16 protein-coding genes are annotated in these 14,857 nt (G+C 69.1%); 6 read left to right on the top strand and 10 right to left on the bottom strand.

Annotated elements, in window-relative coordinates:
• The first annotated feature begins 90 nt into the window (after nt 1-90).
• Together ARC20_RS18500 and ARC20_RS04265 are read left to right on the top strand one after the other, a co-directional pair.
• Nucleotides 91-570 (top strand): cupin domain-containing protein, encoded by a 480-nt coding sequence (locus ARC20_RS18500; protein ID WP_057644840.1) that lies wholly within the window; start codon nt 91-93, stop codon nt 568-570.
• An 86-nt stretch (nt 571-656) separates the two neighbouring features.
• On the top strand, nt 657-1,451 hold the full coding sequence (locus tag ARC20_RS04265) for an SDR family NAD(P)-dependent oxidoreductase (protein WP_057644837.1): 795 nt from the start codon (nt 657-659) through the stop codon (nt 1,449-1,451).
• Between the two features lie 42 nt (nt 1,452-1,493).
• Here the strand turns inward: ARC20_RS04265 and ARC20_RS04260 are convergent, their stop codons facing one another.
• Nucleotides 1,494-2,117 (bottom strand): response regulator, encoded by a 624-nt coding sequence (locus tag ARC20_RS04260; RefSeq protein WP_057644833.1) that lies wholly within the window; start codon nt 2,115-2,117, stop codon nt 1,494-1,496.
• Between the two features lie 180 nt (nt 2,118-2,297).
• Here ARC20_RS04260 and ARC20_RS04255 point away from each other — a divergent pair, with 180 nt between their 5' ends.
• Both ARC20_RS04255 and ARC20_RS04250 read left to right on the top strand, forming a co-directional pair.
• Nucleotides 2,298-2,939, top strand: coding sequence for a cysteine hydrolase family protein (locus ARC20_RS04255; RefSeq protein ID WP_057644831.1), 642 nt, complete (start codon nt 2,298-2,300; stop codon nt 2,937-2,939).
• A gap of 23 nt (nt 2,940-2,962) precedes the next feature.
• Nucleotides 2,963-3,886 (top strand): alpha/beta fold hydrolase, encoded by a 924-nt coding sequence (locus tag ARC20_RS04250; RefSeq protein ID WP_057644828.1) that lies wholly within the window; start codon nt 2,963-2,965, stop codon nt 3,884-3,886.
• Nucleotides 3,887-4,027: 141 nt separating this feature from the next.
• Here the strand turns inward: ARC20_RS04250 and ARC20_RS04245 are convergent, their stop codons facing one another.
• From ARC20_RS04245 to rsmD, 8 genes are all read right to left on the bottom strand, one after another.
• Nucleotides 4,028-4,315 (bottom strand): hypothetical protein, encoded by a 288-nt coding sequence (locus ARC20_RS04245; protein ID WP_057644825.1) that lies wholly within the window; start codon nt 4,313-4,315, stop codon nt 4,028-4,030.
• Between the two features lie 105 nt (nt 4,316-4,420).
• Complete coding sequence (locus ARC20_RS04240; RefSeq protein ID WP_057644822.1) at nt 4,421-6,163, bottom strand: glycoside hydrolase family 9 protein; 1,743 nt, start codon at nt 6,161-6,163, stop codon at nt 4,421-4,423.
• A gap of 87 nt (nt 6,164-6,250) precedes the next feature.
• On the bottom strand, nt 6,251-7,153 hold the full coding sequence (locus ARC20_RS04235; protein WP_057644818.1) for an MBL fold metallo-hydrolase: 903 nt from the start codon (nt 7,151-7,153) through the stop codon (nt 6,251-6,253).
• A 10-nt stretch (nt 7,154-7,163) separates the two neighbouring features.
• Complete coding sequence (gene ggt, locus ARC20_RS04230; protein WP_057644817.1) at nt 7,164-8,915, bottom strand: gamma-glutamyltransferase; 1,752 nt, start codon at nt 8,913-8,915, stop codon at nt 7,164-7,166.
• Complete coding sequence (locus ARC20_RS04225; RefSeq protein ID WP_057644814.1) at nt 8,912-9,196, bottom strand: YfhL family 4Fe-4S dicluster ferredoxin; 285 nt, start codon at nt 9,194-9,196, stop codon at nt 8,912-8,914. The genes ggt and ARC20_RS04225 overlap by 4 nt, the downstream gene beginning before the upstream one ends.
• Nucleotides 9,197-9,380: 184 nt before the next feature.
• Complete coding sequence (locus ARC20_RS04220; protein WP_057644812.1) at nt 9,381-9,875, bottom strand: hypothetical protein; 495 nt, start codon at nt 9,873-9,875, stop codon at nt 9,381-9,383.
• A gap of 47 nt (nt 9,876-9,922) precedes the next feature.
• Entirely contained in the window at nt 9,923-10,429 is a 507-nt protein-coding gene (gene coaD / locus ARC20_RS04215) for a pantetheine-phosphate adenylyltransferase (RefSeq protein ID WP_057644809.1), read from the bottom strand.
• A 14-nt stretch (nt 10,430-10,443) separates the two neighbouring features.
• On the bottom strand, nt 10,444-11,028 hold the full coding sequence (rsmD, locus tag ARC20_RS04210) for a 16S rRNA (guanine(966)-N(2))-methyltransferase RsmD (RefSeq protein WP_057644805.1): 585 nt from the start codon (nt 11,026-11,028) through the stop codon (nt 10,444-10,446).
• Nucleotides 11,029-11,204: 176 nt separating this feature from the next.
• On the opposite strand from rsmD, the gene htpG reads away from it, so the two are divergent.
• Complete coding sequence (htpG, locus tag ARC20_RS04205; RefSeq protein ID WP_425478483.1) at nt 11,205-13,103, top strand: molecular chaperone HtpG; 1,899 nt, start codon at nt 11,205-11,207, stop codon at nt 13,101-13,103.
• Between the two features lie 43 nt (nt 13,104-13,146).
• On the opposite strand, the gene ARC20_RS04200 is transcribed toward htpG, so the two are convergent.
• Complete coding sequence (locus ARC20_RS04200) at nt 13,147-13,443, bottom strand: hypothetical protein (RefSeq protein ID WP_057644798.1); 297 nt, start codon at nt 13,441-13,443, stop codon at nt 13,147-13,149.
• A 128-nt stretch (nt 13,444-13,571) separates the two neighbouring features.
• Between ARC20_RS04200 and ftsY the strand changes: the two genes are divergently transcribed.
• Nucleotides 13,572-14,852 (top strand): signal recognition particle-docking protein FtsY, encoded by a 1,281-nt coding sequence (ftsY, locus tag ARC20_RS04195; RefSeq protein WP_057644795.1) that lies wholly within the window; start codon nt 13,572-13,574, stop codon nt 14,850-14,852.
• Nucleotides 14,853-14,857 lie beyond the last annotated feature (5 nt).

The following is a 14,857-nucleotide window of genomic DNA, read 5'->3' as shown; positions in this document are numbered from 1 at the left end:
ATGCGATGCGCAAGGCACCGGCGGATGCTGGCCATCACGCACGAACTCCACGCCCTCCCCCGGAACAGGCGAGCACACATGAGCAGATGGATGTTGATCCTCCTGGCCGCCTGCGCCATCAACGCGCAGGCGCAGCAGGCAAACACGCCGGCATTCTCCGACGCGTACGCGAAAACGCCGGCGGAACTCGCGGCCATCCCCGCTACCGGCGGTGCGGGCGGCTCGGGCAACGCCAAGGTGCAGGTGGTCAGGCTGCTGGGCGATCCATCCCGGCCCGGGCCATACAGCCAGCTGCTTCGCGTGGCGCCGCATGCCGCCATTCCCGCGCACCACCACGCGGGCGATCGCGTGGCCACGGTGCTGTCGGGCACCTGGCACTTCGGCTACGGGAGCCGGTTCGATGCGCGGAAGCTGAAAACCCTGCCACCCGGCTCGGTCTACACGGAACCGGCGAACGCGGCACACTTCGCGCAGACCGGTGACGAACCGGTCACCGTGCTCATCACCGGCGTGGGGCCGACGGATACCGTCTACGAGAATCCCGCCGACGACCCGCACGCCGCGCATTGAAGCGCCGGCCTTGATGCGCCCGGAACCCGCGGGGCGGTAAAACACCCGTGCGGGCGCCACCGCCCTCCCCCTTGAAAGGAGCTTCCATGCACATCGACCTGAGCCACCGGACCGCCATCGTCACCGGTTCGACCGCCGGCATCGGCCTGGCCATTGCCCGCGGCCTGGCCGCCTCCGGCGCACGGGTGGTCGTCACCGGGCGCACGCAGCCACGTGTGGACGAGGCCATCGCCACCCTCACCGGCGAGGTGCCCGGCGCACGCGTCTCGGGCGTCGCCGGCGACCTCGGCACGCTGAAGGGCGCGCAGGCGCTGATCGACGCCGAACCCTCGACGGACATCCTGGTCAACAACCTCGGCATCTTCGAACCGAAAGCCTTCTTCGATATCCCCGACGAAGACTGGATGCGGTTCTTCGAAGTGAACGTGCTCAGCGGCATCCGGCTTGCCCGGCACTACGCGACCGGCATGGCCGAGCGCGGCTGGGGCCGCATCCAGTTCCTCTCCAGCGAATCGGGCGTGCAGATCCCCACGGAGATGGTCCACTACGGCACGACCAAGACCGCGCAGCTCGCGGTGTCGCGCGGCTTGGCCGAGACGCTGGCCGGCACTGGCGTGACCGTCAACGCGATCCTGCCCGGCCCCACCCTGTCCGAAGGCGTCGGCGATTTCTTCGGGAAGATCGCCGCCGAGCACGGCAAATCCCTGGCCGAAGTCGAACGCGATTTCATTTCCACGCACCGGCCGACGTCGTTGATCCAGCGCCTGGCCACGGTGGACGAAGTGGCCAACCTGAGTGTCTACCTCGCCTCGGAACAGGCCTCGGCCACCACCGGCGCAGCCGTGCGCGTGGATGGCGGCGTGGTGCGTTCGGTGATCTGACCGCTTCGGTGCAGGCTGCGAGCGCTGCGCAGCCTGCCCTCGTCAATCGTCCAGCCTGACCAGCCCGCGGCGCAGCGCGATGTGGAAGGCCTCGGTGCGGTTGCTGGCATCGATCTTCTCGAAGATGCGCGTCAGGTGCGACTTCACGGTTTCGGCCGAGATGCCCATCTCGTTGGCGATGCGCTTGTTTTCCCACCCCCGCGCCAACGCGGTGAGGATGGCCAGTTCGCGCGCGGTCAATGCCTGGTCGCCAATGTGCCTGGAAATCTCCTGCGACACCTCGTTGGAGACGCAGCGCTTGCCTTGGGCGATCTTGCGCAGCGCGTCGATCAGCTCGCCGCGCAATGCGCTCTTCAGCAGGTAGCCGTAAGCACCGGCTGCCATCGCCTCGCGCGCGTTGCCATCGCCGCTGTAAGTCGTCAGCACCGCGACACGGGCCTCGGGGAACTCCGCGCGCAGGCGGCGGATGAATTCGATGCCGTTGCAGCCGGGCATCTGCAGGTCCACGAGCACCACGTCCGGCAGCAGGCTGCGGAAAAGTTCCAGGCCGCTGTCGGCATCGCCGGCCTCGCCGGCCACGACCAGGTCCGGCTCCACCTCCAGCATGGCGCTGATGCCGTCGCGCACCAGCGGGTGGTCGTCGATGGTCAGTATCCGGATGCTCATGTCCCGCTCCGCTACGCCCGCCCCTGCCGGTCACGGCGCAATGTATAGCAACCCGGGGCTACCCGGGGGCATCCCCCAAATGGAGGACGCGCGGGCCACCGTTCACCGCGATGCCACGGAAGGGCGCGCCGCCGATGCTGGCATGGCAGGCGCACACGGCGCGCGCCCGGAGAAGCAGCCATGGATTCGCTGGGGCCGGTCTATCCACCGGGGCATACCGCGCTGCTGCTGGTCGACCCCTACAACGACTTCCTCTCCGAAGGCGGCAAGTTCTGGCCGCGGCTGGCGGACGTGGCCGGGGCCGTGGACCTGCTGGCGAACCTGCGCCGCATCCGGCAGGCGATCCGCTGCGCGCGGTGGCCGTTGTTCTTCGTGCCCCACCACCGCGCGATGCCCAACGACTTCGACCGCTGGCAGCACCCCACGCCCTGGCAGCAGGTGACTTCGCAGGCCCAGGCCTTCGGAAAAAACAGCTGGGGCGGCCAGTGGCACCCGCACTTCATGCCCGAGCCCGGCGACACCGTCGCCAAGGAACACTGGGGCGCGAACGGCTTCGTCGGCACGGACCTGGACCTGCTGCTCAAGCAGCAGCGCATCAGCCATGTCGTCGTGGTCGGGGTGATCGCCAACACCTGCATCGAGACCACCGCGCGCCACGCCAGCGAGCTGGGCTACCACGTCACCCTGGTCACCGATGCCACCGCCGCGCTGAGCCACGACGCGATGTTCTACGCGCACGAGGTCAACGGACCGACCTACGCGCATGCCCTGCTCACGACGCGCGAGTTCCTGGCGCGCGTGCCCTTCACCACTGATCCATGACCCCATCTCGACGAGGAACTTCCATGAAAACGCTCCTTCGCTTCTTCCAGCGCGCCGCCCTCGGAGGGCTCGCGCTGTTCGCCGCCACCGTCGCCCATGCGGCGAACGTGGACATCCAGAGCCACACCGCCAACGTCAACGGCGTCACCCTGCACTACCTGCAAGCCGGCCACGGCGACGGCACGCCCGTGGTGCTGCTGCACGGCTACGCCGAGACCAGCCGCATGTGGCAGCCACTGATGCGCGAGCTGGCCGGCCGCCACGTCGTCATCGCGCCCGACCTGCGCGGCGCGGGCGGCTCCTCCAAGCCGGCCGGCGGCTACGACAAGAAGACCATGGCCCAGGACATCCATGCGCTGGTGCAGTCGCTGGGCTATCCCAAGGTGAAGATCGTCGGGCATGACATCGGCCTGATGGTGGCCTACGCGTACGCGGCGCAATATCCGGACCAGGTCGAAAGCGTGGTGCTGATGGATGCGTTCCTGCCCGGCGTGGGCGACTGGACCAAGGTATGGCTACTGCGCGACCTGTGGCATTTCCACTTCTACGGCGAGACGCCGCTCAAGCTGGTCGATGGCCGCGAGCGCATCTACTTCGAGCACTTCTGGAACGACTTCGCCGCTGACCGCACGCACTCGGTGCCCGAGGCCGACCGCCAGTTCTACGCGGCGCAGTACGCCCAGCCCGGCGGCATGCGCGCCGGCTTCGAGTACTTCCGCAACTTCGAGCAGGATGCCAAGGACTTCGCCGGTCTCGCCCAGACCCCGCTGCACATGCCCATGCTGGTGCTCTCCGGTGAGAAGGCCGGCGGCCAGTTCCTGATCGACCAGGGGCGGATGGTCGACACGAATGTCGAGGGTGTCATCATCAAGGGCTCGGGCCACTGGCTGATGGAGGAAGCGCCCGGGCAGACGATTCCGGCGCTGGTCGGATTCCTCGACCGGTAACGAAACGCTCGGCCAAAGCGTGGATGTCCTATCGACGTGGGGCGCTGCCGGCAGGTAGCGCCCCCATGCTCAGGGCCACGCGTCAGCCGACCTCACGGTTTAGCTCTTGTCTGCTACGGCCACGATGCTCCCCCCACGTTGTCACGCTTCCGGCAGCGTGCGAGGCCGCGTCGCGATCGTCATGAACACTGCGAATCCCCAGAGCGCGACCAGTGGCCCCAGGTTAATGACCAACCAGGGCACCCGATGAAGCGTCACCTTGAAAGGTGCGGCAGGAATGCCGGTCGCCGATACCGACCAGAACGGGTTGGGTTCCATGATGGCGGCGATGCCACCCACCGAGGGATAGAACAACGCCGCGAGACCCGCCACCATCACCAACCAGATGAGCGACATCACGAGCAGTATGCGTACGGTCGATCGGGTCATGCGTCCCTCCAATGGTCGGTAGCCAGGCGAATCCTTTCAGTCGCAACGCCCGATGGGGCCTGATGTTCCGTCAGTTCCCATCGGCTGACAAGCAACCCTTTCGCCTCAGCGCTTCCCTTCCACCGTGGCCGGCGTCAGCGCCTGCAACGCCGCGCTCACGTACACCAGCGGCGCATTCCAGTTGATCGCCACCTCGTTGCTGGCATAGCTGCAGGTATCGTCCAGCCACGACAGCGCCGGCAACGCGCTCGCATAGCGCGCCGTCTTGCAGTCCTTGGCATCCTGCTGCCCCGGGTTCGGGCCACCCGACAGCCAGCCCGGCACCGGCGCGGTGATGCCGTCGGCCTCCGAAGGCCGGTGATGGATGTTCATCGGGCTGCGCGCGCCCTGCCCGGTCACGAACGACACGCCCAGCGGGTTGCGACCCAGGATGTAATCCAGCTGCGACTGCGCGGCGTCCAGCTGCGCACGGTCGCCATCCAGCCGGTAGCCCTGCAACAGCATCATCGCCTGGTTGAGCACGTCGGCATTGCTGCCCCAGCGGAAATCGCCCGGCTGCATGGATACCCGCCATGCCGATTGCGACCACTTCGTCGCCAGCTTCGAAGCCTCGCCTACCACGCCGTCGCGCACTTTCGCCCGCGCGGCATCGTCGGGCAGGCGCGGCAGCTCGCTCGCCAGCGAGATCCAGCCCAGCGCGCCGACGTTCGCCCAGTTCGGCACGCCCGGCGGCTGCGCGTGGCGCTCGAAGGTCTGGTAGTACGCCGGCGTGCCGGTCAGCAGGTAAAGCTCCGCGGCGGCCCAGGCGAATTCGTCGTCGAACGTCTCGTCGTTGTAGCCGCCGGTCTTGACGTCGCCAGGCTGCACGTAAGCCACGTCGGGATGCGTCATCGCCCAGCCCCATGCCGCCTCGGCTGCCGCGCGCATGCGCGCCGGCACGCCGGGGAACTGCGCCTCGTAGGGTGCATAGACGCGCGCGGCCTTCGCCATCACCGCGGCGAAATCCAGCGTGGCCGCCGTGCCCTTGCCCACCATGTAGCGCCTGGCGTTGGCCTGCGCGGGCATCACGATGCCGTCGAACTGCAGGTTGGTGAGCTTGTGGTAGACGCCGCCATCGCCCGGGTCCTGCATGGCGAGCATCCATTCCAGGTTCCACATCGCCTCGTCGAGGATGTCGGGCACGGCATTGCCGCTCTCCGGGATGTTGATATCGCGGCCCTTGAAGAACTTCGGGTAATGCGCGTAAGCGGCCAGCAGGGTCCAGGTCGAGATGCCGGAGTTCACGATGTACTTGTTGTAGTCGCCGGCGTCGTACCAGCCCTTGGGCGCGGAGACCACGGTGCCGGCCGGCCGCCCCGGCGAGGCGGCCGAAGGATGGATCTCCACCTGCGTGTCGGGATGGCCCGCCGCGCGCGCGTAGACGCCCGCGTGCCTGGCATCCAACGCCGTGCTCGCGCGGTTGTAGTAGTACGCCTTCAGCGCGGCGTCGTTCAGGCCGGCATACGCCTTGGCGTCGATGCGGAACGCATCGGAGGCCGGCACGCCACGCACTTCGATGCGGTAGACACCCGGCGTGCCGAATGCGCTGAAATCGGCCAGCGCCGCCATGCGGTCGGCCGGCGTCCAGTTCGCGGGAGCTTCCAGCGTGCCCTTGAACACCGTCTTGCCGTCTTTGGCGCGCACCACGCTGAAAGGCTGGCTCGCCTCGATCCCCTCGACCACCGCCAGCTTGCGCGCGCCGGGCACAAAGCCGAGTTGGTCCACGCGGATGGCCGGTTCGGCCAGCGCGGGAACGGCAACAACCAGCAGGCAGGATGCGGCGAGGCGCCGCAGGAGGCGGTGGGACATCGAAGCACGCTCATCGGGGGGACGCGTGATCGTGCCCGGCGAGCGGTCGCCCGTGCAAGCCGCGCACCCAGGCGGCGCGCGGGACGTTCAGGCCAACAGCGGCGTGAACAGACTGCGTGCGCGCAGCTCGGCGACCTCGTGCGTGGTGCCGTAGCGGCCGCGGTCATCGCGCACCACCTGGGCCAGCGCGCAGTCCGGGTCATGGGTGAAGAACAGATGGACGTTGCGCGCCAGCTTGTCGTCGAGGAAGGCGTGCTTCTCGTCGATCAGCAGCTCGGCGTTGCGGTCGTACCCCATGGTGATGGGCACATGCACCCACGAACGGCCTGGGATCAGGTCGGCGCAGAACACCACGCCGCCATGCGGCTGGCCGTCGATCAACTCCGGGCCCACGATCTCGGCCAGCATCAGCCCCGGCGTATGGCCGTCACTGAAGGTGAAGCGCACGCTGTCGCCGAGTGCCTGCGAATGCGCGCCATCGACGATCTCCAGCCGCCCGCTCTCGCGCAGCAGCGCGGGCAGTTCCGGAATGAAGCTGGCGCGGTCGCGCGGATGCGGTTGCAGCGCGCGTTGCCAATGCGCCGCGCCGACCACGAAGGTGGCGTTGGGAAACAGCAGCTCCGGCGCGCGACCTTCGCCCCACGGCGCGAGCAGGCCGCCGGCATGGTCGAAGTGGAGATGGCTCAGCACCACCACGTCGATGTCCTCGTGCTCGAAGCCGGCCTCGCGCAGCGAATCGATCAGCACGTGCCGGGCTTCCTGCACGCCATAGCGCTCGCGCAGTTTCGGCTCGAAGAACGCGCCGATGCCGGTCTCGAACAGCACCGTCTTGCCGGCCAGCGGGCTGGCCAGCAGCGCGCGGCAGGCCAGCTCGATGCGGTTGTGTTCGTCCGGCGCGGCCCACTTTTCCCACAGGGCGCGTGGCGCGTTGCCGAACATCGCGCCGCCGTCGAGCTTCTGGCTGTTGCCACGCAGGGACCAGAGCTTCATCGCCGAATCCTCAGTTGGCCGGGGCGGCGACCACTTCGGCGCTGCCCACCGGGTTGCGCGGGTCGCTGCCGCCGCGCAGCACGTTGCCGCGCAGGTCCCATTCCACGGTCTGCAGGTTGCCCCACACGTGGCTGGAACCGCGGCCACCTTCGGCGCTGTCGCCCGGCACGTCGACCGTATGGCCGAGCTTGCGCAGGCCCGCGACGACTTCCGGCGTGAACGCACCGCTTTCGGCTTCGATCTTGTCCGGCAGCCACTGGTGGTGGTAACGCGGCAATGCGGCGACCTGCTGCGCGTCCAGCCCGGCGTCATAGCCGAGGATGCCCAGCAGCACCATGGTGATGATGCGGCTGCCACCCGGCGTGCCGAGCACGGTCACGCGCTGCGGCGATTCCATGAAGGTCGGCGTCATCGAGCTGAGCATGCGCTTGCCCGGCTTGGGCGCATTGGCCTCGTAGCCCATCACGCCGAATGCGTTGGGCGTGCCGGGCTTGAGCGCGAAGTCGTCCATCTCGTCGTTGAGCAGCACGCCGGTGCCCTTGGGAATCAGGCCCGAGCCGTACAGCAGGTTCACCGTCTGCGTGGCGCCGACGCGGTTGCCTTCGCTGTCGATGATGGAGAAGTGCGTGGTCTCGTCGTCTTCCAGCGGCGTGGGGTTGCCCGAGAGCAGGTCGCTCGGGGTGGCCTTGTCCGGGTTGATGGTGGCGCGCAGGCCCATCGCGTAATCCGGGCTGGTGAGCACGCGCTGCGGGATGGTGACGAAGTCCGGGTCGCCCAGGAAGAACGTGCGGTCGCGGTAGGCGCGGCGCATGGCCTCCACCACCAGGTGCGTGCGCTGCACGTCATCCAGCTTGGCCAGGTCCCAGCCTTCGAGGATCTGCAGCATCTCCGCCAGCGCGATGCCACCGGAGGACGGCGGCGGCGCGGTGGTGATCTTCCAGTCGCGGTACTGGAAGCTGATCGGCGCGCGTTCCTTGACCTGGTAGCCGGCCAGTTCCTGCGCGGTCCAGCGGCCACCGGCCTGCTTCACGCCGGCCAGCAGCTTCCTGGCGGTCTCGCCGCGATAGAAGCCGTCGAAACCCTTGTCGCCGAGCAGCGCCAGCGTGTGCGCCAGCTCCGGCTGCTTGAACACGTCGCCGGTGGCGATCGGCCGGCCGTTGCGCAGGTACACCTCGCGCGTCCCGGGGTAGCGCTCCATCACTTCGCGGCGCGAGGCATAGCCCTTGGCCATGCGCTCGTACACCGGGAAGCCTTCGGTGGCGATGCGGATCGCCGGCGCCAGCGACTGCTTCAGCGGCAGGCGGCCATGCTTGCCCGCCAGTTCGACCAGCGCCGCCGGCAGGCCGGGAATGCCGGCCGACCACGGGCCGTTGACCGAGCGGTCGCGGTCCAGGTCGCCGTTCTTGTCGAGGAACTGCTGCGGCGTGGCGGACTCGGGCGCGTACTCGCGCGCATCCAGCATCACGTCCTTGCCGGTCTTCGCGTCATGCAGCAGGAAGAAGCCGCCACCGCCCAGGCCCGAGCTGATCGGCTCGACCACCGCCAGCGTGGAAGAAACCGCCACCGCGGCGTCGAACGCGTTGCCGCCCTCCTTCAGGACCTGCAGGCCGGCCTCGGTGGCCAGCCGATGTCCGCTCGCCACGGCCGCGCCCGGCGGGTGCTGGGGGCTGCCGCTCGCGGGCGCCGGCGGTTCGGCGGCGAAGGACGGCGTGGCGAACAGCGCCAGCAGGCACAGCAACACGGGGCGGGCGAAGGGCTTCATGGCGACGGCGGTTCCTCTTCGTAGAACTCGGGATGGTCGATCTGCAGCTGGCGCAGCTTGGCCAGCAGCTGGTCGTGGGTCTCCGGGATGTCCGGGTCGGGGTCGATGCATTCGACCGGGCAGACCATCACGCACTGCGGCTCATCGTAATGGCCGATGCACTCGGTGCAGCGCGCCGGGTCGATGATGTAGATGGTCTCGCCCATGGAAATGGCCCGGTTCGGGCAGGCCGGCTCGCAGACATCGCAGTTGACGCACAGCTCGTTGATCTTCAGCGACATGGCGGCGGCATCGCGGCGGCGCGGGCGGCTTCTCGCGCGCGGGGCGTGGGCGCGGCTCCGGCGAAGGCCGGTCCGGCGGGGTGCGGATCACGCGCGAAGGCGGCGATCACCTGGGGGAGTTGCGGGTACGGCAAGGCGGTTCCGGCAAGGGGACCGGGCGCGCGGGGCGCCCGGTCCGCGGGTATTACTTGGCTTCGACGAAGATGTACTCGGCGCCGGTCGGCTGGATGGTGGTCTGCACGCGCGCGTTGTCGGCGGCGTCGCCGATGAACACGATGCGCACGCCCTTCATCGAGTCGGCCTGCACGTCCTTGAACACCGAGCCGATCATGTCGGCCATCTTGGCAGAGGCCGAGGAGCCGAAGGCGATCATGTTGCCCGGGCTGATGCCGCGGCTGATGGTCGTGGTGGCGCTCTCGACCTGGCGGTCGTACTTGGCCTGGAACTCCGGATCGGACTCCGGCGGGAGGTAGTACAGGAACGGGCTGTTGGTGACGTTGCCCATGTTCTGGATGGCGACCTGCTGCAGGTACTGCTTCCAGCCGGCATCGTCGTCCTTGCCCGGGGCCTTCAGCGCCACGGCGGCTTCGTTGGCCGGCTTGGCTTCTTCCTTCTTGCAGGCGGTGAACGCCAGCGCAGCCATCGAGGCGATGAGCAGCGCACGCATGAGATTCTTCATTGTGATCCTCCCTGTTTCCTGTTTTGTTATGGGTGTGACGGGTGAATTCAGGCCTGGGCGCGCGAGGCACGCACCTGGCGGAGCGCTTCGACCACCGAGGCGGGGACGAAGCCGGACACATCGCCGCCGAGGCGGGCGATCTCTCGCACCAGCGAGGACGAGATGAAGCTGTACTGCTCGGCCGGGGTGAGGAACAGCGTCTCCACCTCGGGGATCAGGTGGCGGTTCATGCTGGCCATCTGGAATTCGTATTCGAAATCCGACACCGCGCGCAGGCCGCGCAGCAGCACGCCGGCCTTCACCTCGCGCACGAAATGCGCCAGCAGGGTGTCGAAGCCGCGGACCTCGATGTTGTCGTGGCCACCCAGCGCCTCGCGGGCCAGTTCCACGCGGCGATCCAGCGGCAGCGCCGGGCCCTTGGAGGGGCTGTGCGCCACGCCGACCACCACCTTGTCGAACAGCGGGGCGGCCCGCGCGACGAGGTCGATATGGCCGTTGGTGATCGGGTCGAAGGTGCCCGGATAGACGGCGATGCGGCGATTGGCCACGGTCATGCTGGAGTACCGCGTTAAGGTAGCGTCAGTGTAGCAGCGGCCCGCCGGTACAGCGCATAGCGTACTTCGCGGGTCTCGCCCTCGCGGTGCGGGCGCCATTCGGGCGGCAGCCACGGGGCTGCGTCATGCGGCGCCTCGACATACAGCCAGGCCTCCGCCGAGAGGTGCGCCGGCAGCGCCGCAAGCACCTGATTCCAAAGGCCGGCGGCAAACGGCGGATCGACGAAGGCGATATCGAAGCGCGTGGCGGCCGGCCGCGCCAGCCAGCGCAGCGCGTCCTCCTGTTGCACCTCGACCTCCCCCGCCGCGCCCAGCTTGCCGATCTGCTCGCGCAGCCGCGCGGCCAGGCCGGCATCGCGTTCGACCAGGCAGGCCGACGCCGCACCCCGCGACACCGCCTCCAGCCCCAACGCGCCGCTGCCGGCGAACAGGTCAAGCACGCGCGCGCCGGGCAACACCGGCTGCAGCCAGTTGAACAGGGTCTCGCGCACGCGGTCGCTCGTCGGGCGCAGGCCCGCCACGTCGAGCACGGCCAGGCGCGTGTTGCGCCAGCGCCCGCCGATGATGCGCACCTGCCCTTCGCCCTTGCGCGCGCTCATGCACTTCCCCGCGCTGCAGCAAGGGGCGAACGGAGGGCGGCGTTGGCGAGCGTCGGGCGGGTCATCAGGCCGCGCATGATAGACCAGCATGGCCGCGCCGCCTTGAAATGCGCGCACCGGCCCATACCCGGAAGGCATCGCCGCGTTTGCGGCCCGCCATCCAAGGAGCCATGCCCGTGACCGAATCGCAACCGCAGACCCTGGGCTTCCAGACCGAGGTCAAGCAGCTGCTGCAGCTGATGATCCACTCGCTGTACTCGAACAAGGAGATCTTCCTGCGCGAGCTGGTGTCCAATGCCGCCGACGCGGCGGACAAGCTGCGCTTCGAGTCGCTGGTGCGGCCGGAGCTGCTGGAGGGCGCCGGCGAGCTGCGCATCCGCGTCGACTACGACGCCGCCGCGCGCACGGTGAGCATCGAGGACAACGGCATCGGCATGAGCCGCGAGGAGGCCGTCGCGCACCTGGGCACCATCGCCAAGTCCGGCACCGCCGACTTCCTGGCCCACCTCAGCGGCGACCAGAAGAAGGACGCGCACCTGATCGGCCAGTTCGGCGTGGGCTTCTACAGCGCCTTCATCGTCGCCGACCAGGTCGATGTCTACAGCCGCCGCGCCGGCCTGCCCGCCAGCGAGGGCGTGCACTGGTCCTCGCGTGGCGAGGGCGAGTTCAACGTCGCCACGATCGAGCGCGCCGAGCGCGGCACGCGCATCGTGCTGCACCTGAAGGACGGCGAGGAAGGCTATGCCGATGCCTGGCGCCTGCGCGGCATCATCAAGAAGTATTCGGACCACATCGCCCTGCCGGTGGAACTGCGCAAGGAAGCCGAAGGCGAGGACGCCGGCGCCGAGGCGCAGTGGGAAGCCGTGAACCGTGCCAGCGCGCTGTGGACGCGGCCGCGCGGCGAGGTGAAGGACGCCGAATACCAGGAGTTCTACAAGCACCTGGCCCACGACCATGCTGACCCGCTGGCGTGGAGCCACAACAAGGTCGAGGGCAAGCTGGAGTACACCTCGCTGCTGTACGTGCCCGGCCGCGCGCCGTACGACCTGTACCACCGCGACGCCGCCAAGGGCCTGAAGCTCTACGTGCAGCGCGTTTTCATCATGGACCAGGCCGAGCAGTTCCTGCCGCTGTACCTGCGCTTCATCAAGGGCGTGGTGGATTCGGGGGATCTCTCGCTCAATGTCTCGCGCGAGATCCTGCAGGCCGGGCCGGTCATCGACTCGATGAAGGCCGCGCTGACCAGGCGCTCGCTGGACATGCTGGAGAAGCTGGCCAAGGACAAGCCGCAAGACTACGCCGCGTTCTGGAAGCAGTTCGGCCAGGTGCTGAAGGAAGGCCCGGCCGAGGATTACGGCAACCGCGAGAAGATCGCCGGCCTGCTGCGCTTCGCCTCCACCCACGGCACCGATGGCGCGCAGGACGTGGCGCTGGCCGATTACATCGCGCGCCTGCGCGAGGGCCAGGACAAGCTGTACTACCTCACCGGCGAGAGCCACGCGCAGATCAAGGACAGCCCGCACCTGGAGGTGTTCCGCAAGAAGGGCATCGAGGTGCTGCTGATGACCGATCGCATCGATGAGTGGCTGATGGGCTACCTCACCGAGTTCGACGGCAAGTCGTTCGTGGACATCGCGCGCGGCGACCTGGACCTGGGCGCGCTGGACAGCGCCGAGGAAAAGCAGGCGCAGGAGCAGGCGGCGCAGGAGAAGCAGGCGCTGGTGGAGCGCATCAAGCAGGCGCTGGGCGAGGAAGTGGCCGAGGTGCGGGTGTCGCAGCGGCTGACCGACTCGCCGGCGATCCTGGCCATCGGCCGCGATGACCTCGGCCTGCAGATGCGGCAGATCCTGGAGGTCAGCGGGCAGAAGCTGCCGGAGGCCAAGCCGGTGTTCGAGTTCAACCCGGCGCATCCGTTGATCGGACGATTGGATGCGGAGGCCGACGCAGGCCGTTTCGGCGAGTTGGCGCGCGTGCTGTTCGACCAGGCCGCGCTGGCGGCCGGCGACACGCTGAAGGATCCGGCGGGCTATGTGCGCCGGCTCAACAAGCTGCTGCTGGAGCTGGCGGGCGGTTGAGGACGATGGGCGGGGTCGATGGCTGTCGTCGCCCCCTTCGCCCTCAGGCCATCACGTCCAGCAGGAACCCGACGCTCTCATCGCCCGCCCGCAGCATCCGCGCATTGGCATCGAACGCCAGCGCCGCCGAGCGCGACTCGACCAGGTCGCCGACCGGCGCGCCGGTATCCTGCGCCGCTTCGACCACGGTGCCCTGGACGCCACCGCCGGCACTGGCCGTGGCACTGACACCCAGGCGCGTGGCGCCCTCCACCGGCAGCCGCGCGACATTGGAGGCCGACGCATCCAGCCGCAGCGCGGCCACCCGCATCCCCGACGCCGAAATACCCAAGCTGTCCATTCACCCTCCACGCCGCCGACGCGGCAGCCCTGCCCGTTCGGTATCGGCCGTGCCGCGCTGTACTTGAGTGCACGCGGGCGCCACGGCCCCGGGTGTTAGCATATCGATCTGTCTTGAAGCCCCCGCCAATGCTCAATATTTTCCGCCGCAAGAAGCCCCGGGACGCCGCGCCGGACGCGCCCCAGACTCAGCACTACACGGCCGAGGAGATGGCTGCGGCGTTCCCGCAGGCGCCGGCCCAGGCCAGCGAAGCGGTGACCGAGGCCGAGCTGGTGCAGGCGTTGCCGCAGGAGGCGCCGGCCGTCGAGGTCGTGGCCGAGGCGGCGGTGATTCCGGTCACCGAAGCCGCGCCCACCCTGGTCACCGAACCGGCGGTGGCCCACGCCGCCACGCCGGCGGTCCAGGCGCCTGCAATCGAAGCGCCTGCCGTAGCCGCCCCCGCCGACGACATGACCGACCTCGGCGCCCACGCCGCGGTACCCGCCGCGGCCGGCAAGACCGGCTGGCGCGACCGGCTGCGCAACAGCGGCTTCGCGCGCAGCTTCGGCGGCCTGTTCTCGCGCAACCCGCGCCTGGACGACGACCTGCTGGACGAAATCGAAACCGCGCTGATCACCGCCGATGTCGGCGTGCCGGCCACCACCGCGCTGGTCGAAGGCCTGCGCAAGCGCATGAAGGCGCGCGAGTTCGCCGACGCTCCGGCCCTGCTGGCCGCGCTGCGCGCCGAACTGATTGGCATGCTGCGCCCGGTGGCGCGGCCGCTGGTCATCGACCGCGCCGCCAAGCCGTTCGTGGTGCTCACCGTGGGCGTCAACGGCGTCGGCAAGACCACCACCATCGGCAAGCTCGCCAAGCGCTTCAAGGACGAAGGCCACGGCCTGATGCTGGCGGCCGGCGACACCTTCCGCGCCGCCGCGGTCGCCCAGTTGCAGGCCTGGGGCCAGCGCAACGGCGTCACCGTGATCGCGCAGGGCCAGAACGCCGACGCCGCCTCGGTGGCGTTCGATGCGCTGCAGGCCGGCAAGGCGCGCGGCACCGACGTGCTGATCGCCGACACCGCCGGCCGCCTGCATACCCAGACCGGCCTGATGAACGAGCTGGGCAAGATCCGCCGCGTGCTCGGAAAGGTCGATCCGACCGCCCCGCACGAGGTACTGATGGTGATCGACGGCACCACCGGCCAGAACGCGCTCTCGCAGCTGCGCCAGTTCCATGCCGCGGTCGGCGTGACCGGCCTGGTGGTGACCAAGCTCGACGGCACCGCCAAGGGCGGCGTGGTGTTCGCGCTGGCCCGCGAGTTCGGCATCCCGATCCGCTTCGCCGGCATCGGCGAGCGCCCCGAAGACCTGCGCGTGTTCGACCCGGAAGCCTTCGTCGACGCCCTGCTGCCCGAGGCGCTGGGCGCCTGACCGCC

The organism is Stenotrophomonas panacihumi (assembly GCF_001431645.1).
Lineage (GTDB): Bacteria > Pseudomonadota > Gammaproteobacteria > Xanthomonadales > Xanthomonadaceae > Stenotrophomonas_A > Stenotrophomonas_A panacihumi.
This window is presented reverse-complemented; position numbering and strand designations above follow the sequence as displayed.

What these genes read in the sequence shown, in the direction of transcription:
- coaD (WP_057644809.1), bottom strand. Translation starts at nt 10,429, where the DNA reads ATGACCGTGGCCAATCGCCGCATCGCCGTCTATCCGGGCACCTTCGAC.
- ARC20_RS04240 (WP_057644822.1), bottom strand. Translation starts at nt 6,163, where the DNA reads ATGTCCCACCGCCTCCTGCGGCGCCTCGCCGCATCCTGCCTGCTGGTT.
- ggt (WP_057644817.1), bottom strand. Translation starts at nt 8,915, where the DNA reads ATGAAGCCCTTCGCCCGCCCCGTGTTGCTGTGCCTGCTGGCGCTGTTC.
- ARC20_RS04225 (WP_057644814.1), bottom strand. Translation starts at nt 9,196, where the DNA reads ATGTCGCTGAAGATCAACGAGCTGTGCGTCAACTGCGATGTCTGCGAG.
- ARC20_RS04245 (WP_057644825.1), bottom strand. Translation starts at nt 4,315, where the DNA reads ATGACCCGATCGACCGTACGCATACTGCTCGTGATGTCGCTCATCTGG.
- ftsY (WP_057644795.1), top strand. Translation starts at nt 13,572, where the DNA reads ATGCTCAATATTTTCCGCCGCAAGAAGCCCCGGGACGCCGCGCCGGAC.
- ARC20_RS04255 (WP_057644831.1), top strand. Translation starts at nt 2,298, where the DNA reads ATGGATTCGCTGGGGCCGGTCTATCCACCGGGGCATACCGCGCTGCTG.
- ARC20_RS04250 (WP_057644828.1), top strand. Translation starts at nt 2,963, where the DNA reads ATGAAAACGCTCCTTCGCTTCTTCCAGCGCGCCGCCCTCGGAGGGCTC.
- ARC20_RS04265 (WP_057644837.1), top strand. Translation starts at nt 657, where the DNA reads ATGCACATCGACCTGAGCCACCGGACCGCCATCGTCACCGGTTCGACC.
- ARC20_RS04260 (WP_057644833.1), bottom strand. Translation starts at nt 2,117, where the DNA reads ATGAGCATCCGGATACTGACCATCGACGACCACCCGCTGGTGCGCGAC.
- ARC20_RS04220 (WP_057644812.1), bottom strand. Translation starts at nt 9,875, where the DNA reads ATGAAGAATCTCATGCGTGCGCTGCTCATCGCCTCGATGGCTGCGCTG.
- ARC20_RS18500 (WP_057644840.1), top strand. Translation starts at nt 91, where the DNA reads ATGTTGATCCTCCTGGCCGCCTGCGCCATCAACGCGCAGGCGCAGCAG.
- rsmD (WP_057644805.1), bottom strand. Translation starts at nt 11,028, where the DNA reads ATGAGCGCGCGCAAGGGCGAAGGGCAGGTGCGCATCATCGGCGGGCGC.
- ARC20_RS04235 (WP_057644818.1), bottom strand. Translation starts at nt 7,153, where the DNA reads ATGAAGCTCTGGTCCCTGCGTGGCAACAGCCAGAAGCTCGACGGCGGC.
- ARC20_RS04200 (WP_057644798.1), bottom strand. Translation starts at nt 13,443, where the DNA reads ATGGACAGCTTGGGTATTTCGGCGTCGGGGATGCGGGTGGCCGCGCTG.